At 63.8% G+C, this 18443-nt stretch carries 13 protein-coding genes; 2 read left to right on the top strand and 11 right to left on the bottom strand.

Going from position 1 to position 18443, the window contains the following annotated elements:
* Positions 1 to 17: 17 nt before the first annotated feature.
* The 6 genes from BN1121_RS06795 to gpt all read right to left on the bottom strand — a co-directional run bounded on the left by BN1121_RS06795 (position 18) and on the right by gpt (position 5566).
* Entirely contained in the window at positions 18 to 641 is a 624-nt protein-coding gene (locus BN1121_RS06795; protein ID WP_005348364.1) for a murein L,D-transpeptidase catalytic domain family protein, read from the bottom strand.
* Between the two features lie 109 nt (positions 642 to 750).
* Positions 751 to 2022: a glutamate-5-semialdehyde dehydrogenase gene (locus BN1121_RS06790; protein WP_005348363.1), complete on the bottom strand. Its 1272-nt coding sequence runs from the start codon at positions 2020 to 2022 to the stop codon at positions 751 to 753.
* 32 nt (positions 2023 to 2054) lie between these two features.
* Complete coding sequence (proB, locus tag BN1121_RS06785; protein WP_043157168.1) at positions 2055 to 3158, bottom strand: glutamate 5-kinase; 1104 nt, start codon at positions 3156 to 3158, stop codon at positions 2055 to 2057.
* 79 nt (positions 3159 to 3237) lie between these two features.
* Positions 3238 to 3630, bottom strand: a complete 393-nt coding sequence (gene crl, locus BN1121_RS06780; RefSeq protein WP_005348361.1) for a sigma factor-binding protein Crl — start codon at positions 3628 to 3630, stop codon at positions 3238 to 3240.
* Positions 3631 to 3701: 71 nt separating this feature from the next.
* A complete protein-coding gene (gene frsA / locus BN1121_RS06775) occupies positions 3702 to 4970 on the bottom strand; it encodes an esterase FrsA (RefSeq protein ID WP_005348360.1) in 1269 nt (422 codons plus the stop codon).
* 128 nt (positions 4971 to 5098) lie between these two features.
* A complete protein-coding gene (gene gpt, locus BN1121_RS06770; protein ID WP_005348358.1) occupies positions 5099 to 5566 on the bottom strand; it encodes a xanthine phosphoribosyltransferase in 468 nt (155 codons plus the stop codon).
* A gap of 679 nt (positions 5567 to 6245) precedes the next feature.
* On the opposite strand from gpt, the gene BN1121_RS06765 reads away from it, so the two are divergent.
* Entirely contained in the window at positions 6246 to 7697 is a 1452-nt protein-coding gene (locus tag BN1121_RS06765; RefSeq protein WP_005348357.1) for an aminoacyl-histidine dipeptidase, read from the top strand.
* Positions 7698 to 7738: 41 nt separating this feature from the next.
* Here the strand turns inward: BN1121_RS06765 and nrdG are convergent, their stop codons facing one another.
* Together nrdG and nrdD are read right to left on the bottom strand one after the other, a co-directional pair.
* Positions 7739 to 8230 (bottom strand): anaerobic ribonucleoside-triphosphate reductase-activating protein, encoded by a 492-nt coding sequence (gene nrdG, locus BN1121_RS06760; protein ID WP_005348356.1) that lies wholly within the window; start codon positions 8228 to 8230, stop codon positions 7739 to 7741.
* Between the two features lie 72 nt (positions 8231 to 8302).
* Positions 8303 to 10420, bottom strand: coding sequence for an anaerobic ribonucleoside-triphosphate reductase (gene nrdD / locus BN1121_RS06755; RefSeq protein ID WP_005348355.1), 2118 nt, complete (start codon positions 10418 to 10420; stop codon positions 8303 to 8305).
* Positions 10421 to 10834: 414 nt separating this feature from the next.
* Here nrdD and BN1121_RS06750 point away from each other — a divergent pair, with 414 nt between their 5' ends.
* Positions 10835 to 11806 carry an ABC transporter substrate-binding protein gene (locus BN1121_RS06750; protein ID WP_005348354.1) on the top strand — a complete coding sequence of 324 codons (972 nt, stop codon included), beginning with the start codon at positions 10835 to 10837 and terminating at the stop codon, positions 11804 to 11806.
* A 28-nt stretch (positions 11807 to 11834) separates the two neighbouring features.
* Here BN1121_RS06750 and ligA read toward each other — a convergent pair whose 3' ends face one another.
* From ligA to BN1121_RS06735, 3 genes are all read right to left on the bottom strand, one after another.
* Positions 11835 to 13847 (bottom strand): NAD-dependent DNA ligase LigA, encoded by a 2013-nt coding sequence (ligA, locus tag BN1121_RS06745; protein ID WP_005348350.1) that lies wholly within the window; start codon positions 13845 to 13847, stop codon positions 11835 to 11837.
* An 81-nt stretch (positions 13848 to 13928) separates the two neighbouring features.
* A complete protein-coding gene (zipA, locus tag BN1121_RS06740) occupies positions 13929 to 15053 on the bottom strand; it encodes a cell division protein ZipA (protein WP_005348347.1) in 1125 nt (374 codons plus the stop codon).
* Positions 15054 to 15068: 15 nt separating this feature from the next.
* The gene (locus BN1121_RS06735) at positions 15069 to 18431 is read right to left on the bottom strand and encodes an AAA family ATPase (protein WP_043597456.1); all 3363 of its coding nucleotides are present in this window, start codon (positions 18429 to 18431) and stop codon (positions 15069 to 15071) included.
* Positions 18432 to 18443: the final 12 nt, after the last annotated feature.

The raw sequence follows: 18443 nt of genomic DNA, 5'->3' as shown, positions 1-18443 counted from the left end.
TTCCGGTTTTTTTATGCTCAGGCCTGCCGATTGGAGCCATAGGCGTAGATGACGCTTCCTCCCTCGATGAGACGGATGATGCGTGGTGCCTGCTCCAGCGGCACCGCAGGGCAACCCCAGCTGCGCCCGAGTTTGCCGAATCGCTTGAGGTGGGCCGGGCTGGCGTAGGGGGCACCGTGCAGCACGATGGCGCGTTTGCGGGCGTTGAGGTTCTTGCCCGGCGTGAGGCCATCGAGGCGAAGGGAGTAACCGTATTTGCCGAGGTAGGTCTCGGCGGTGCGATAGAGCCCCAAGGAGCTCTGTAGCGAATCCGGACGATCGGAGAAGCTGTGCGCCCACTCGTCACCCGAGTTGCGACCGTGGCTCACCCAGGTCGCCGCCAGCAGGCGCCCCTTGACCATGTCCAGGATGAAGAGGCGTCGCTCATTAGAAGGCTTGCTATAATCGATGATAGTCAGCAGCGCCTTGCGCTTGCCGGGCACCTGGCGATACCCCTGCAGCGCCCCGTCGAAGACCCGAGGCGAGATGAGCCGGGAGAGACCCGAGCCATAGTAGAGGGCGCTCTCGTTGAGCGCCGCCGCCGGTGACGCCCACCCCATCCAGAGCCCGAGCAGGGCCACACTCCATCGCATCCGCTGCATGACATCTCCCTGTCATCTCCTTCCGACTCAGAGACTTATAGATCCTTCATGAAAACAGAGCAAGAAAAATGCCGGCATCATGCCGGCATTGTGTCGCGAACGGGATGATTCAAGCGCGGCTCAGGTAGTCGGCCTGTCCCACCCACTTGTAGCTGGTGAGCTCGGTCAGCCCCATGGGGCCGCGCGCGTGCAGCATCTGGGTCGATACCGCCACCTCGGCGCCAAGCCCGAACTGGCCGCCGTCGGTGAAACGGGTCGAGGCGTTCACATAGACGGCCGCCGAGCCGGCGCCGTTGACGAAGCGCTCGGCGTTGGCGAGATCGTTGGTGAGGATGGCGTCGGAGTGGCTGGCATTGTGCTCGCGCATATGAGCCAGTGCCTCATCGACCCCCTTCACCAGCTTGACCCCCAGGGTAAGCGACAGCCACTCGGTGTCGAAATCCTCGGGGCCGGCGTCGCGCAGCCCCTGGGCAGCAGCCAACAGCGCCTTGGCGCTCGGGTCGGCCACCAGGGTCACCTGGCGTTGGTTCATTCGCAGGGCCAGTGCCGGCAGGAAGGTGGCGGCAATGGCTTCGTGCACCAGCAGGGTGTCGAGGGCATTGCAGGCGGAGGGGCGCTGCACCTTGGCGTTGTCGATGACGTCGAGGGAGCGGCTTAAATCGGCGCTCGCATCGACGAAGAGATGACTGATGCCAAACCCGCCGATGATGACGGGAATTGTGCTCTGCTCCTTGCACATCTTGTGCAGGCCGGCACCACCGCGGGGAATGATCATGTCCACATAACGATCGAGACGCAGCAGCTCGCCCACCAGGGCACGATCCGGGTTGTCGATGTATTGCACCGCCGCCGCCGGCAGGCCGCTCTTTTCAAGCGCCCGCTGAATGACGCGTACCAGAGTCTGGTTGGAATGGAAGGTCTCGCGACCGCCACGCAGTATGCTGGCGTTGCCGGTCTTGAGGCAGAGGCTGGCGATGTCGATGGTGACGTTGGGACGCGCCTCGTAGATGACACCGATGACACCGATCGGAACCCGGCGACGGGACAGGCGCAGGCCGTTCTCCAGCACCCGGCAATCGAGCTCGCTGCCCACCGGATCGTCCAGGGTAATCACCTTGCGCACATCGCCGATGATACCGGCCAGGCGCGCCTGGTTGAGGAGCAGGCGATCGAGCATGGCTTCTCCCATGCCACCGGCACGGGCGGCCTCGATGTCCTTGGCGTTGGCGGCAAGGATATCGGCGCTGTGGGCCTCCAGCTCATCGGCGATCGCCCCTAGGGCTCGGTTCTTGGCCGCCGTCGGAGTGACGGCCAACTGATAGGCCGCCTCACGGGCAGCCTGTCCCAGTGCGGCGAGCGGAGAGTGTGTTTCCTGGCTCATGTGGCTTCCTTATTGACTGTGAGTGCCGCGGCTTAGAGCAGCACCATATCGTCCCGGTGAATGGCAACGGCACCGTAGCCGTAACCCAATACCGCCTCAATCTGATCGGAGTGAATCCCGCACAGACGTCCCAGCTCCTCATGATCGTAGCGGCAGATACCCCGGGCCAGCTCGTCCCCTTGCGGGCTCAAGATACGCACCACATCGCCACGCACGAAGTCACCCAAGACCCGTACTATCCCCTTGGGCAGCAGGCTGGAACCCTTCTCACGCACCGCCAGCACGGCGCCGGCGTCGACGTGCACCTCTCCATGAGGAGGGGGGCCGGCCAGGATCCAGCTCTTGCGCCCTTCGAGCGGTGTCGCCAGGGCCGGGAAACGGGTACCGATGCGCTCCCCCTTGGCCAGACGCCCAACCACCTCCGGCACCTGGCCGGTGGCGATGACCACGTCGATACCGGCGCGGCGCGCCACATCGGCCGCCTGCAGCTTGGTGGCCATGCCACCGGTGCCGAGGCCGCTGACGCTGCCGCCGGCCAACTTGCGCAGGGTGTCGTCTATGGTCCGTACCTCTTCGATCAGCTGGGCATCCGGATTGGTGCGCGGATCGGCGGTGAAGAGCCCCTTCTGATCGGTCAGCAAAATCAGCAGATCGGCGTCGGCCAGGATGGCGGCGCGCGCCGAGAGGTTATCGTTGTCGCCCACCTTGATCTCGGCGGTCGCCACGGCGTCATTCTCGTTGATGACCGGGATGATGCGGTGATCGAGCAGGGCGCGCAGGGTGTCGCGGGCGTTGAGATAGCGCTCGCGATCCTCGAGATCGGCGCGCGTCAGCAGCATCTGGCCGATATGCAGGCCGTAGAGATTGAAGAGATCCTGCCACACCTGAATGATCTGGGTCTGCCCCACGGCCGCCAGCATCTGCTTGTTGGCCAGGGTGGGGGCAATAGAGGGGTGCCCGAGGTGCTCGCGTCCGGCGGCGATGGCGCCGGAGGTGACCACCACGACCTGATGGCCATCCCGGTGCAGGGCTGCACACTGGCGCACGAGTTCCACCATATGGGCGCGGTTAAGACGGGAAGAACCACCCGTGAGCACACTCGTGCCCAACTTGACGACTATGGTTTTGTTTTCCATGGAACCAACAGAAAAAGGGCTAGGGGACCCCCTTTATACCCACGCCCCTGCTGGCCTGCAAGGCGAATTAAGCACCCCGTCAGGCGGCCGTGATGACCCGCTCCTGCGCCAGATGTTCCGCCGGAATCAACTGGCACTGCAACTCGCCGAGCAGGGTCGACAGACGCTCATAAAACTGGTTCAGGGTGCGCTCGACCTCATCCTGATGCTTCTTGGGCAGCGCCTTCTCCTGCCAGATCCCTTCGGCATCATAGAATCCAAACTGGTAGTGATAGGTGAAGGCCCGCGACTCCTGCTCCAGGGTCAACCACCACCCCCAAAACTCGCGTTTGTCGGGGGCGGGCTTGGCACTGACGCAGACAGAGAGACAATCGAATCGATAGACCCCTTCGCTACACAGCTCCTCGCGCAGATAGGGGCCAATGGCCAGAAACTTGCGTAGCAAGCGCTTGTAAGAGACGCCTTCAGACATATCAACCACCTTGTCAATAAGTGAGAGGAGACCCAAGGCCGGGTCATGAGCTCGTTACAACGTGGGGCTTGTCACCCCACCAGATGCAGCTTCAACCAATTTACGGTTTCAATCAATCCCTTATCGTATACGTCCCAGAGCGCCTCGCGATCGTAGACGATCGCCTTGCCGTTGCGACTGGCGTTAGCCAAGGCCCTGACATCGGCTTCGGGACAGATGAAATCCTGTTTGTGCCCGATACTCAATATCGGCACTGAGGTGCGGGAGCTGAACAGCCCCTGGGTCTTGAGCGAAAAAACCTGGCTCTTGGTCTGCAACAGATCCCAGTCGGCCGCATCCGCCCCGAGGCGATTGGCCAGGCTGTCGCGCATCATGCGGGGGCAACGGGCAAAGAGTTCGGGCTGGGTAAAGACCTGATTTACCCCGGCGCCGAGACAGACCACGGTACGCAACTTGAACGGCTCGATGAAGGCCAGCCGCGCCGCCACATTACCCGCCAGACGAAAGCCCACCATGGCGATGCGCTGGTGATCGACCCAGGGCACCTCACACAGGTGTTGCAACACCGCCTGGTGCAGTCGGCTGGTGTCCTGCACCAGGGGCCAGTGCTCGGCATAGCCAATCCCCGGCATATCCAGCGACAGCATGCCGATACCAGCCGGCTCCAGATGCTTGAGATAGAGCTGCACAAAATCGATCTGCAGCGAGTCGATGCCGCCACTCACCATCACCAGGGGCACGGGCCGCTCTGTGGTCGGCAGGTGCAGATACCCCTGGATGTTCTTGCCACGAAACGGGATCTGCAACTCCTTGAGCGGCACGCCAAAGAGCTTGCCCGCCTCACGATAGGCCATGTTGCCAAGCAGCTGGGCCTGATCGGCCAGTTCGTCTTCCTTGAGGTGGGGATAGCTGGCGATGGAGTAGTAACGGGCGGCTCGCAGTAGCAAGGCACGGGCGGTATCGCGCTCATCGCCGGCCAGCGCAGCCCGACCACGTTTGTAATAGTCGCCGGCCAGCTGGCTCCACTCGTAGATCCAGTTGCCGGGTATATATCCCTTGATGGTATCGAGGAAGTGCTCGTGGCTGCGCTCCCCGTCGGCAACCGCGATGCGTGCCAGCACCTCTTCCACTTCGACCGGGTCGGCCCCCTGCCAGGCCCAGGCAGGGCGACGCAACAGACGATACCAGCGGGTCGAGAAGGAGCCATCGATAAAGGGACGCTCGCCCGGTACCGTTTCCGGCTCGGCAGGAGAACTATTGGATATCTGGGAGGTTTCCCGAACCCGCCTGACCTGGCTAAACAGCCGCTCGGTCAGGGTGAGCTCATCATTCGGTTCCACAAGGGCCTCTCAAAAGGGGAGGAAACATGACACTCATATTAAGCCGATGCCCGGGTGAAAATCACCTCCGAGCTGGCAAGCGGCCAGCAAAAAGGGCCCACCAGGGGCCCTTGTCACGACGATGCAGCTTACTCTTCGTCGCAGATCGGCGTAATAAACTCCAGGGCCATATCCCAGGGCTGTTCAATCCAGGTGTCCTGGGGGATGGAGACTTCGAAGTCGTCCACCAGCGGCTCACCCTGTGGCTTGGCGAAGATGGTGATGAATTTGGCGCGCGGATAGAGCTCACGCACGGCCTTGGCGGTGCCACCGGTGTCGACCAGATCGTCGACCACCAGCCACCCCTCGCCGTCACCGGCCGTGGTCGCCGGCTTGACCACCACCAGCTCACGCTGATTGTCGTGGTCATAACTGGAGATGCACAGGGTCTCGACGTTGCGGATGCCGAGCTCGCGCGCCATCATGGCCGCCGGCACCAGACCGCCACGGCTGACGGCGATGATCCCTTTCCACTGGTTGACAGGCAGTTGACGACGGGCAAGGCGACGAGCCTCACGCTGCAGGTTATCCCACGACACATAGAACTTCTTCGGCATGACGACCTCGGGAGCGGCAGAGCGCTGACGCGCACAATTGGATTCCTGCAGATGCGACAAAGGGCCAGCACTGGCGAGCAGGCAGGCACAATGATCCAACGACAGGGGATGAAAGTTGCGGCGGATTATAGTGAGGTGAAAATCGTTTTTCCAGCGACTTTCGCCGCTGTGTGCGCCATGCCACACTCGTGACCGGAAAAAACCGCACAAACAAAAACAGCAGGCATCTGGCCTGCTGTCTTGCTTTCCACCGGATTAACGGCGGAAGGGATTGGGATACTGGAAGCTCTGGGTGTAGAGAGCGTGAGCGAACCAGTAAGAGGCGTTGCTGCCGACCATATCAAGACTCCTTAATGCGTAACAAGTAACGTACCTTAGATGCGGGCTTTTCCATAAGCTGAGACTCGGTTCCGTGGAGGCGCACTTGCTTTGCTTCTGTTCCCTGGAGGCGTATTATTCCGTCCATGAAGCGTGATCTTCATCACGGTTTGTACTCTACACCGGGTCTTTTTTTTGCACAACACTTTTGTGAGTTACATCACAAAATTTGCATTCCCCCTCTGTATCTCCCTCCCTTTACACCGCCTTACTTTCCATTTAAACAGTTGGCTCACCTTTTTTCGCCATTGACTGTATTATCCTTGCCACCCCTCTTCCCTGCCGTGTAAGGAGTCATGACGTGGCACAACTGAGTTCCCTCTCTCCCACCCTGGTGTGGCATTTCTTCGAGAAAATCTGCTCCATCCCCCACCCCTCCAAGCACGAGCAGGCGCTCGCCAGCTGGATCACCGAATGGGCCAGCTCTGAAGGGCTGGCGGTGAAGCAGGACAAGGTCGGCAACCTCTTCATCAAGAAGCCCGCCACCCCGGGCATGGAGAACCGCAAGCCGGTGGTGCTGCAGGCCCACCTCGACATGGTGCCCCAGGCCAACGCCGACACGGCGCACGATTTCACCAAAGATCCCATCGATGCCTATGTGGACGGTGAGTGGGTCACCGCCCGCGGCACCACCCTGGGCGCCGACAACGGCGTCGGCATGGCTGCCTGCCTGGCGGTGCTGGCCGACAAGAGCCTCAAGCACGGCCCGCTGGAGGTGCTGCTCACCTCCGACGAAGAGACCGGCATGACCGGCGCCTTCGGCCTCGAGGCCGGCTGGCTGGAGGGCGAGATCCTCATCAACACCGATTCCGAAGAGGACGGTGAGGTCTACATGGGCTGCGCCGGTGGCGTCGACGCCAACATCCGCTTCCCCCTCGAGCTGACCGCAGCCCCGGTGGGCGAGGCGTTCGAGCTGCAGGTGAAGGGGCTGGTCGGCGGCCACTCCGGCGGCGACATTCATCGCGGTCGCGGCAACGCCAACAAGCTGCTGGTACGCCTGCTCAAGGCCGCCCAGGCCCTGAACGTGGAGCTCGCCGAGATCCACGGCGGCACCCTGCGCAACGCCATCCCCCGTGAGGCGCGTGCCACCCTGGTGGTACCGGGCGCCAGCGTCGCCGAGTTCAAGGCCCTGGTCGATCGCCTCACCGGCATCTACCAAACCGAGCTGGCCGCCACCGAGCCGCACCTGACCGTGCTGCTGACCCAGGTCGCCGCCCCCGCCAAGGTGATGAGCGCCGCCCTGCGCGATCGCCTGCTGGATGCCCTGATGGCCTGCCCGAACGGCGTGATGCGCATGAGCGACAGCATGACCGGCGTGGTCGAGACCTCCACCAACCTGGGCGTCATCAAGACCCTGGACGGGGAAGTGTACGTCCAGTGCCTGATCCGCTCCCTCATCGACTCGGGCCGCGACCAGATCGAACAGATGACCCGCTCCCTGTTCACCCTGGCCGGCGCCAGCTGCGAGTTCACCGGCGCCTACCCGGGCTGGGCCCCGAACGTCAGCTCCCCGGTGATGGAGCTGGTGCGTGGCACCTATGAGGAGCTGTTCGGCAGCCGCCCCAACATCATGGTGATCCACGCCGGCCTCGAGTGCGGTCTGTTCAAGAGCGCCTACCCGGAATGGGACATGGTCTCCTTCGGCCCGACCATCCGCGGTGCCCACTCCCCGGACGAGAAGGTGCACATAGTGGCGGTCGAGCGCTTCTGGCAGCTGCTGACTCGCGTACTGGAGCAGATCCCGGCCAAGTAAGGGATGAGCGAAACAAAAAACCGGGCGAGCGCCCGGTTTTTTTATGCCTCGCCTTCGCTCGCATCCTCGAGGCGAAAGCGGTGGATGATCTGATTGCTGCTGCCACGCCACACCAGGCCCGGATCGGCCAAATCTTGCTCGAAGCGACCATCGACCAGGGTGTCGATGAGGCTCACCACCTCCTGCTGGGCAGCCGTGAGCTCGTCGAGACGATAGCCGGTCCAGCACCAGATGTCCTTGCCCGGGCACTCGGCGCGCACCCGTTTGATCAGGGCCAGCACGTCCGCCAGGTTGGCCGGGTGGAGCGGGTCACCACCGGAGAGCGAAAGACCGCGCCGCTTGATGCGAGTATCGTTCAGATCGGCGATCACCCGGTCGCTCATGGCCTGATCGAACGGGTGGCCGCTGTCGAGGCGCCAGGTGGACTGGTTGTAACAGCCGCGGCACTGGTGCTCGCAGCCCGACACGAACAGGGTGGCCCGGGTGCCCGGGCCGTTGATCACATCGACCGGGTAGTACTGGTGGTAATGCACGGCGTGCTCCTCGCTCTTGCCCCATGAAAAAGGCCCCTCTCGGTCGGGGGCCTCACTGCCATCAAAGGCCGCTTACATGTGTTTGACGCGGCGTTTGACCTCTTCCTGCTTGCCCGCGTTGAAGGGGCGCGCATCCGGGCTGCCGAGGTAGCCGCACACCCGGCGGGTCACCGACACCTTGGCGGGATCGTGGTTACCACAGCGCGGACAGGTGAAGCCCTTAGAGGTGCACTCGAACTCGCCGGTGAAGCCACAGTCGTAGCACTCGTCGATGGGGGTGTTGGTGCCGTAATAGGGCACCTTGTCGTAGCTGTAGTCCCAGACGTTCTCCAGCGCCTCCAGGTTGTGCTGGATGTTGGGGTACTCGCCGTAGCAGATGAAACCGCCGCTGGCGATGGGCGGATAGGGCGCCTCGAAGTCCAGCTTGTCATAGGGGTTCACCTGCTTCTCCACGTCGAGGTGGAAGCTGTTGGTGTAGTAACCCTTGTCGGTCACCCCCGCCACCACGCCGAACTCCTTGGCGTCGAGACGGCAGAAACGGGTGCAGAGGTTCTCGCTCGGGGTAGAGTAGAGGCTAAAGCCATAGCCGGTTTCTTGCTTCCACCCGTCTACCGCATCGCGCAGGCGCTGCACTATGGCCACCGCCTTCTGGCGCAGGGCCTCGTCGTCAAAGACGTGCACCTTGTCGCCAAACAGGGCGTTGATGGTCTCGTGGAGGCCGATATAGCCCAGCGAAATAGAGGCGCGCCCGTTTTTGAAGATCTCGCTGATGTTGTCATCCGCCTTGAGACGCACCCCGCAGGCGCCCTCCATATAGAGGATGGGAGCAACCCGCGCCTTGACCCCGTCGAGGCGCTCGATGCGATACATCAATGCCTTCCTGGCGATCCGCAGGGCGGCGTCGAGGCGATCAAAGAAGTCCGCCTCGTCGCGGGCCTGCAAGGCGATGCGCGGCAGGTTGAGGCTCACCACCCCCAGGTTATTGCGCCCCTCGTGAATGAGCTCGCCGTTCTCCTCGTAGGCGCCGAGGAAGGAGCGACACCCCATGGGAGTCTTGAAGGAGCCGGTCACCTTGACCACCTGGTCGTAGTTGAGGATGTCCGGGTACATGCGCTTGGAGGCGCACTCCAGGGCCAGCTGCTTGATGTCATAGTTGGGATCGCCCGGCCGATGGTTGAGGCCATCCTTGATGGCGAACACCAGCTTCGGGAACACGGCGGTCTTCTTGTTCTTGCCAAGACCGGCGATGCGGTTTCGCAAGATGGCACGCTGGATCATCCTCGACTCCCAGCTCTCCCCCAGGCCAAAGCCGAAGGTGACAAACGGGGTCTGCCCGTTGGCGGTGTGCAGGGTATTCACCTCGTACTCGAGGGACTGGAAGGCGTCATAGCACTCCTTCTCGGTGCGGGCCATGGCATAGCCCTCGGCGTCCGTGATGCCCCACTCCTCGGCCACCTCGCGGTGCTTGCGCCAGCTGATGGTCACATAGGGCGCCAGCACCTCATCGATGCGGTTGATGGTGGTGCCGCCATAGATGTGGCTCGCCACCTGGGCGATGATCTGGGCGGTGACCGCGGTGGCGGTGCTGATGGACTTGGGGGTATCGATCTCGGCATTACCCATCTTGAAGCCGTGGGTCAGCATCCCCTTCAGATCGATCAACATGCAGTTGAACATGGGGAAGAAGGGGGAGTAGTCGAGGTCGTGGAAGTGCAGCGCCCCGCTCTCGTGGGCCTGTACCACATCACGCGGCAGCATATAGGTGGTGGCGTAGTGCTTGGCCACTATACCCGCCAGCAGATCGCGCTGGGTCGGGATCACCTTGGAGTCCTTGTTGGCGTTCTCGTTGAGCAGGGCTGCGTTGGTCTGCTCCACCAGGCCACGGATCTCGCGGGCCAGGCGGCCACGGGTCTCGCGCTCGCGATCCCGGTCGTGACGATACTCGATGTAGGCGCGGGCGATCTCCTTGTGATCGGAGGCCATCAGGCGGTTTTCCACCAGGGTCTGGATCTCGTGGATGTCGACCTCGACGCGCCCTTCGAGCTCGAGGCTGACTTGAGCGGCCATCTCTTCGGCCAGCTCACGCAGGGGGTGAGCCACGGCCTCGGCAGCCCGAGAGACCGCCTCGACAATCAGATTGGCATCAAATGGTGCTCGGCAGCCATCGCGCTTGATCACAACCGGTTTCATGATTCACTCCCCGTAAAAAACCGGCCTGCCAGCCGGTATCACCCTTGAATGGTTCACGCCAGCGCCCGGCCCTGGACGCAACAGACCGCGCCCGAGTTCAACCGACCCCGGACACAGTGCAGACGAGAACAGCTTATGCACAACTTATAAACACAATATATAGGTGAAAAACAAAATAGCGCACCTATATGTTGGGTGTATTAGGCCCGAAACCGGATCGTGAAATATTGATCCAAGACAGGTTTTTGAAAGCCTGCCCAGGACGCAACCAGCGCCTAACGAGACCCACTCGTCAGCGAGGCAGAGCCCGCGTGGGCTGCATGAATTGCAAGGGGAAGTGAAAAAAAACTCGCCCACAGGTAAAGGGGGGCGAGGAGGTTTTATGCTCAACAGAAGCGCCAGGGAGAAAGCCCCATGAAACCCATGCTATTTCTGTTACTGCTCATCACGGCCCAGAGCCTGCAGGCCGGCAAGCTGCTTATCATCAGCAGCTACCATCCCGACTACGCCTGGGACATCAGCTACAACGAGGGGCTGCTGAGCCAGCTCAAGGGAGCGCACGAGATAAGTCGTTTCTATCTCGATACCAAACGGCTACCCCGTGAACGCTTCGATCAGCAGGCCGCCGACGCCCTGGCCTTCTATCGCAAGACCCGACCAGACTGGGTGCTGCTGTCGGATGACAACGCCATCGACTATCTGGCCCACCCAATCGCCGATGCGGGCACCCCAGTGGTGTTTCTCGGCATGAACGAGAGTCCGCGCAACCACGACATGGTCGGTCACCGCAACATCACCGGCGTGCTGGAGCGGCCTCTGCTCAAGCGCAACATCCAGGAGATGTCGCGCATGATGGGCGGGCTCGATAAGGTGCTGGTGTTGTTCGATTCCAGCGATGTCTCCCTGGCTTCGATCGATGACGAGTTTCGCACCCAGACCAGCCTGCGGATCGGACAGACCCTGGTGACCATATCGCTGATAGGACAATATCCGCTCTGGCAGCAGATAGTACAGAGTGCCAAAGGACAGGGTTTCCAGGCCATCTTCATCGGCCTCTACCACACCCTGACTGACGCGCAGGGCAAGCACGTCAACGAGAGCGAGGTCCTGCACTGGAGCAGCCAGCACTCCCCCCTCCCCCTCTTCTGCTTCTGGGAGTTCGCCGTCGGCAAGGGCAAGACGGCAGGAGGCCTGGTGCTGAACGGGCGAGAACAGGGGGTCATGGCGGCCGATCTGCTCAACGCCATCATGGCCGGTGCCAGGCCAGAGAGCATCTCCCCCCGGGCCGCACAGCGGGGCAAGTACATCTTCAGCCGCAGTGAATTGGCACGCTGGAAGCTGACACCACCGGCGCAATGGGCCGATAAGGTGGAGTGGCAGGAATAACAGAGGGCCCGTCATGGGCCCTCTCTCATCATGCCTGCTCGGCCAATGCCTGCTGCAACTCGGCCTCTGTCCAGATGGCGATGCCGAGCTCCTGGGCCTTGGCGAGCTTGGAGCCCGCCGCCTCCCCCGCGACCAGCACGTCGGTCTTGGCCGACACCGAGCCAGCCACCTTGGCGCCGAGGGCCTGCAGGGCCGCCTTGGCGTCATTGCGCGACAGGGTTGTGAGGGTACCGGTCAGCACGAAGGTCTTGCCGGCAAACGGCTGCTCGCTGGCCTCCTTCTTCTCGATGGCCGGCCAGTGGATACCGGCGGCCAGCAGCGCCTCGAGCACCTCGATGTTGTGTTCCTGACGCAGGAAGAACCAGACGTGTTTGGCCACCACCTCACCCACGTCGGGTACCTCGAGCAGCTGCTCGACCGAAGCCGAACGCAGGGCCTCCAGGGTCAGGAAGTGGTTGGCCAGGTTCAGGGCCGTGGCCTCCCCCACCTCTCGGATCCCCAGGGCAAACAGGAAGCGCGGCAGGGTGGTGCTGCGCGCCTTGTCGATGGCCGCCACCAGATTCTGGGCCGACTTGGGCCCCATCCGCTCGAGGCGGGCCAGCACGATGGCGTCGAGCCTGAAGAGATCGGCCGGGGTCTTCACCAGCTCCCGCTCCACCAGCTGATCGACGATCTTGTCGCCCAGCCCCTCTATGTCCATGGCACGGCGCGCCGCGAAGTGCTTGAGGGCCGCCGCCCGCTGGGCGCCGCAGAACAGGCCCCCGGAGCAGCGGGCCACCGCCTCCCCCTCGATGCGCTCGATGGCCGAGCCGCACACCGGGCAGGCATCCGGAAACAGGATGGCGCGGGCATCCGCCGGACGCTTGGCCTCGACCACAGAGACCACCTGCGGGATCACGTCGCCGGCGCGGCGCACTATCACTGTGTCGCCAATCATGACGCCGAGGCGCGTTATCTCGTCGGCGTTGTGCAAGGTGGCGTTGGAGACGGTCACGCCGCCGACGAACACGGGCTTGAGCTTGGCCACCGGGGTGATGGCACCGGTGCGGCCGACCTGGAACTCCACATTCTCAAGCTCGGTCATCTCCTCCTGGGCGGGGAACTTGTGGGCGGTGGCCCAGCGCGGGGCGCGCGCCACGAAGCCCAGCTCCTGCTGCAGGGCGATGTCGTCCACCTTGTAGACCACCCCATCGATCTCGTAGGGAAGCAGGTCCCGACGCGCCAGTATGTCGTCATGGAACGCCTGGCAACCGGCTGCGCCCGCTTTCAGCTTCACCTCTGGGCTGAGCGGCAGCCCCCATGCCTGCAGTTGCTGCAGGCGGCCAAAGTGGGAGCCTCCCAGCTCGTCACCGCCGACCCCCACGCCATAGACGTAGAAGTCGAGGGGACGGGAGGCGGTGATGCGCGAGTCGAGCTGGCGCAGGCTGCCGGCGGCGGCGTTGCGCGGGTTGACGAACACCTTCTCGCCGGCGGCCAGGGCCTTGGCGTTCATCGCCTCGAATCCGGCCTTGGGCATGAACACTTCGCCTCGCACCTCGAGGCGTGCCGGCCAGCCTGCGCCGCCGAGGCGCAGGGGAATGGTGCGAATAGTGCGCACATTTTCGGTGATCTCCTCCCCCGTGCTGCCGTCACCCCGGGTGGCGGCACGCACCAGCAGGCCATCCACATAGAGCAGGCTCACCGCCAGGCCGTCGAGCTTGGGCTCGCAGCAGAAGGTGAAGGTCTGCGGACGCTTGAGCCTGTCTTGCATGCGTTGATCAAAGGCGTGCAGCTCCTCATCGCTGAACACGTTGTCGAGGCTCAGCATGGGGATCTCGTGGGTCACCTGGGCAAAGGCCGACAGGGGAGCGCCGCCGATCCGCTGGCTCGGGGAGTCAGGGGTGCGCAGCTCCGGATGCTCTGCCTCGATGGCCAGCAGCTCGCGCATCAGGCGGTCATACTCGGCGTCGGTGACGGTCGGGTTGTCCTGCACATAGTACTGATGGCCGTACTCGGTCAGCTGTCGGCTCAAGTCGTGGTAACGGGTCTGGTAATCGCTCATCTTGCTCTTTTCCGGGGTCCATAAATGACGATGCGGCACCAAAGTACCGCATCGGGAATCGTTATGGCGTCAAGGTTGCGCTCAGTCGCGGCTCGCCTCATAGGCGGCCAGCTCGCGGCGACAGCGGTCGACCGTCTCGTCGCTGAGCGGGCTGCGCTCCATGTCGGTCAGCATGGCATCGAGATCGCTGGCCAGCTGATCTGCGGTACGCAGCATCTCTTCATACGCCAGCGCGGCGTTGCTGCGCAGAGGCAGCTGCATGAAGAGGGAGACGCCCGGGGTGGTGAACTGCTCCATCCGGTAGGGGTTGAAGGTGCCCGGCTTGACCATGTTGATGATGGAGAAGAGCACCTCGCCGTGGCCGTCGGCATCCTCGTGGCGGTGGAAGATCTCCATCTCGCCAAACTTGAACCCGGTAGCCAGCAGTGAGGAGAGCAGAGCACCGCCCTCCAGCTCGCGACCCGGTCGGGCCATCAGGTTCAGCACGTAAACGTCCTGCCAGGTCTTCTCGACCGGTGCACGGCGCGGGGTCGGGATCGGCTCGGGCTCCGGCTCGTAACTGGACTCGGCACGCAGCACAGGCTCCGGCTCATAGGCCGGCGCCATGGGCTCCTCGTCGAGCTGGGCCGACATTACAGGCTCGCGCTGGGGGCGGCTACGGGGCTGCACCGGGTTGCGACGAATGACGGGAGAGGGCTTACGCACCGGGATCGGCTCGGGCTGCACTTCCTCTTCCGGCTCTTCCAGATCGGGCTCATAGGCCGGCACGCTCATGCGCGGCGCCGGCTCGACATAGGCGGGCTCACGGGCCGGTGGCGTATAGGCCGGTTCACGCGCCGGCTGACTGTAAGCGGGCTCACGGGCAGGGGGCGCATAGGCGGGCTCGGGCTGGCTACGCAGGGGCGGCAGCTCGTCCTCGTCGTCGTCCTCTTCCTCACGGCGATAGATGGGGGGGGCACGACGCACCGGCTTGGGCTCTTCCGGTTGCATCTTGGGCTCGGCGCGACGGCTGCTGACCACGCGTACCTGGCCGATGCCATCGTCATCGAAACTGTCGTCATCGCGGGAGCGGGCCTCGACCCGGCCGAGAGGCTTCTCCTTGATGGGCGACTTGCGATTTTTTCTGTTAGTCCACAACCCGTGAATGAGCAATGCCGCGATGGCAATCCCGCCCAAGGCAACCAAGATGTAGCGCAATTCCTGCATTAGCTGCTTCTCTTTCTAGTTTTGCTCAGCCAGAGCGACGGCTTCACCAATATCAACCGAGACGATGCGGGATACCCCGGGCTCTTGCATCGTCACGCCGACCAGCTGCTCAGCCATCTCCATGGAGACCTTATTATGACTGATGTAAACGAACTGTACTGTGCTCGACATCTCTTTGACAAGAGAACAGAAGCGACCCACGTTCACTTCATCGAGCGGTGCATCTACCTCGTCCAGCATACAAAACGGTGCCGGATTGAGCCTGAAGATGGCGAAGACCAGCGCCAGGGCAGTCAAAGCCTTCTCCCCTCCAGACAACAGGGCGATGGTAGCATTCTTTTTCCCCGGTGGCCTCGCCATGATGGTGACCCCGGCCTCCAGCAGATCATCGGAGGTGAGTTCGAGCCAGGCGCTCCCTCCCCCAAATACCTTTGGAAACAGCGATTTTAAATCTTCGTTGACCTTATCGAAAGTGTCTCGGAAGCGGATTTGCGTCTCTCGGTCGATTCTTTTGATGGCCAGCTCCAGGGTTTCGAGGGCCTGCTCGAGATCCTGACACTGATTTTCCATGTACTCGGCGCGGGTGCGCGCCTCCTCATACTCCTCGAGCGCGGCCAGGTTGATGGCGCCAAGGGCCATTACCTGCTCCTCCAGCGTCTGGATCTCCTGACGCAACTTGCCGCGATCCGCCTGCAGCAGGGCGGCCTGATCCAGATCGGCAAAACGCACCCCGAGCTCTTCAAACTGCTCGTGCAGCGCCTGCCGGCGAGTGAGCAGTCGCTCGCGCTCCAACCGCAGCTGGGCAAGCTTCTCTTGCAACCCGATGAGGACCTTGTGATCCTCCTGGCGGCGCTTGTCGAGGGCGGAGAGCTCGTTCTCGAGGTGGGCCAGCGTCTGGTGGGTGGCCAGTTGCTCCGCCTCCAGCCGGCGCTGGGTCTCGAGCAGGGGCGCCAGATCCACCGCCTCGCCGCTCTCGGGTAGCGCCAGTTGTCCGTGCTCGCCCTGCACCCGCGCCAGCTCGGTGCGATGAAGCTCGCACAGATGGCGGCAGCTCAGCTGCTCCTGCTGCAGCCGCAGCAGATCGGCGTGGGCACGCTCTCTGGCCTGCCGCGCCTGCTCCAGACTCTCGTCCAGCCCCTGCTGCTCGCGCTGCGCCCCCGGCAGGACCTCTTCCTGAGCCATTCCCTGTGCCAACCACTCCTCGAGGCGCTCCTCGGCCAGGCATAGTGCCTCACAGGCCGCCTCCTGGCGCGCCTGCTCGGCGCAGAGCTCCTCATCGAGGCGAGTGAGCTCGTCGGCGATGCGTTGATGCCGCTCGCCACGCTCGCTCTGGCGTCCCTCCTCGAGTCGCCACTGCTCACGCGCCTGCTGCAGCGCCTGCTCGGCGGCGCGAACCAGGGTGGTGGCACTGCCATGCCCGGCCTCGGCCGCCCGGGCCTGGGCATCGGCCTGCTCATGGAGGGCGGCGAGGCGCACCACATCGGCCTCGAGGAGCGCCACCTCACCGGCCAGCCGCTCCGCTTCGGCCTGCAGGGCCAACCGACCGAGACGTTGACTCTCTCCCAAATCGGCCCAGTTGCGGCCAAACCACTCCCCAAGCGGCGTGATCACCGATTCGCCCTGCGTCAGCGTGGGCCGCAGGGCCAGGGCGCTGGCGCGATCCGGCGCAGTGCGAATGGCATTGAGGAAGCTCGGCAGACAGGCACCGCTCACCCGTTCGGCCAGGGTGCCGGCCAGGGGAGCGTCGGCCAGGCCGACGAAGCGCCCCAGCACGGCCTCGTCATCGGGCTCGCCGGTGGTCGCCCCCAACCAGTGGCCGAGCACCTTGTCGAGGGCCTTGGCCCAAGCTTCGTCCAGAGTGAGCTGAGCGCCCAGACCGCCCTGCGGCTCTTCACCGAGCAGGGCCTCCAGGGTCTGCAGGCGCGCCTGCTGTTCACGCAGTGCCCCTTGCGCGCCTTGCCAGCGGGCCTGAGCCTCACGCTGCTCGCCCTGGCACTGCGCCAGCCTGACGGCGGCGCTCGACCGGCCGGCTTCGGCCACGGCAAGCGCCTCCTCGAGGGGGGGCAAGGGGCTGAGGGCCAGCGGCTGGAGGGGCTCCCCCCGCTCGTCCTCGAGTTTGAGGCGGGTGAGACGGATGCGCGCCAGCAGCTCCTCGCGGTGGTTCACCTCGGTGCGAAGCCGGGTCTGCTCCCCCTGCAGCTCGCCGAGGCGCCGTTGCCACTGCTCCCGCTGGCTACGCACCCTCTCCAGCCGCTCCAGGCCCGCCTGTTGGCGCAGTTGCGCCTCCTCCTGGCGCGCCTGCGCCTCTTCGTGCGCCAGCTCAGCGCTCTCGCACCCCGTTTGCAACTGAGCCAGTCGAGCCTCTTCGCCGCTCAACTGAGCCGTCAGGCGCTGCATCCGCTCGGCCAGGGCCGCACGACGGCGCTGCCACTCCTTGTCCTGCTCGGCCCGGTGCAGGGTCTGCTGCTCGAGCCGTGCGATGGCCTGGCCACCGAGGAAGATCTGCTGCTGGCGATCGGCCTGCTCGGCCTGACTCTCCTGACGGGCGGTGGCGAGGGTCAGGGTCTGCGCCTCATCCTGGGTACGGCGCGCATCGAGGGCGGCCAGGGCCACCTCTTGCTCGGCAAGTCCCCCTTTTATCTCGGCCAAGCGGTTCTCGATGCCCCAGAGTTCGGAGCCGATTAACTCGCTGCGCGCCGCCCGGCTGCGCCCCTTGAGCAGACGATAGCGCTCGGCGGTCTCGGCCTGCGCCTTGAGGTGTTCGAGCCGCTCACCCAGCTCGCCCCGTATGTCGCCGAGGCGCTCGAGGTTGTCCCGGGTGTGGCGAATGCGCTGCTCGGTCTCGCGCCGGCGCTCCTTGTAGCGCGACACGCCGGCCGCCTCCTCGAGAAACAGCTTGAGATCCGCCGGGCGCGACTCCACCAGCCGGCTGACGGTGCCCTGCTCTATGATGGCGTAGCTGCGCGGGCCCAGACCGGTGCCGAGGAAGAGGTCGGTGACATCCTTGCGCCGGCACTTCTGGCCGTTGATGAAGTAGAGGTTGTTGCCATCCCGATAGACCTCGCGGCGCACCGCAATCTCGCTGAAGCGGCCAAACTCGCCGGGCACCCGGTTGTGAGGGTTGTCGAAGATGAGCTCGACCGAGGCGCGGGAGTGGGGGGGACGGTTGCTGGAGCCGTTGAAGATGACGTCGGTCATGTTCTCGCCACGCAGATGGCGTGCCGAGCTCTCACCCAGCACCCAGCGCACGGCGTCGATGACATTGGACTTGCCGCAGCCGTTGGGCCCCACGACAGCCGTCATGTCGGCCAGCAGGCTGATCCGGGTGGGCTCCACAAACGACTTGAAGCCGGCAAGCTTGATCGATTTCAGGCGCATGGAGAGGGGCAA

This window comes from Aeromonas diversa CDC 2478-85 (assembly GCF_000819805.1).
In the GTDB taxonomy this organism is placed as follows: domain Bacteria; phylum Pseudomonadota; class Gammaproteobacteria; order Enterobacterales; family Aeromonadaceae; genus Aeromonas; species Aeromonas diversa.
The sequence above is the reverse complement of the archived record's forward strand: the minus strand, read 5'-3'. Positions and strand labels throughout refer to the sequence as shown.

What these genes read in the sequence shown, in the direction of transcription:
- BN1121_RS06795 (WP_005348364.1), bottom strand. Translation starts at nt 641, where the DNA reads ATGCAGCGGATGCGATGGAGTGTGGCCCTGCTCGGGCTCTGGATGGGG.
- BN1121_RS06790 (WP_005348363.1), bottom strand. Translation starts at nt 2,022, where the DNA reads ATGAGCCAGGAAACACACTCTCCGCTCGCCGCACTGGGACAGGCTGCC.
- proB (WP_043157168.1), bottom strand. Translation starts at nt 3,158, where the DNA reads ATGGAAAACAAAACCATAGTCGTCAAGTTGGGCACGAGTGTGCTCACG.
- crl (WP_005348361.1), bottom strand. Translation starts at nt 3,630, where the DNA reads ATGTCTGAAGGCGTCTCTTACAAGCGCTTGCTACGCAAGTTTCTGGCC.
- gpt (WP_005348358.1), bottom strand. Translation starts at nt 5,566, where the DNA reads ATGCCGAAGAAGTTCTATGTGTCGTGGGATAACCTGCAGCGTGAGGCT.
- nrdD (WP_005348355.1), bottom strand. Translation starts at nt 10,420, where the DNA reads ATGAAACCGGTTGTGATCAAGCGCGATGGCTGCCGAGCACCATTTGAT.
- BN1121_RS06750 (WP_005348354.1), top strand. Translation starts at nt 10,835, where the DNA reads ATGAAACCCATGCTATTTCTGTTACTGCTCATCACGGCCCAGAGCCTG.
- ligA (WP_005348350.1), bottom strand. Translation starts at nt 13,847, where the DNA reads ATGAGCGATTACCAGACCCGTTACCACGACTTGAGCCGACAGCTGACC.
- zipA (WP_005348347.1), bottom strand. Translation starts at nt 15,053, where the DNA reads ATGCAGGAATTGCGCTACATCTTGGTTGCCTTGGGCGGGATTGCCATC.
- BN1121_RS06735 (WP_043597456.1), bottom strand. Translation starts at nt 18,431, where the DNA reads ATGCGCCTGAAATCGATCAAGCTTGCCGGCTTCAAGTCGTTTGTGGAG.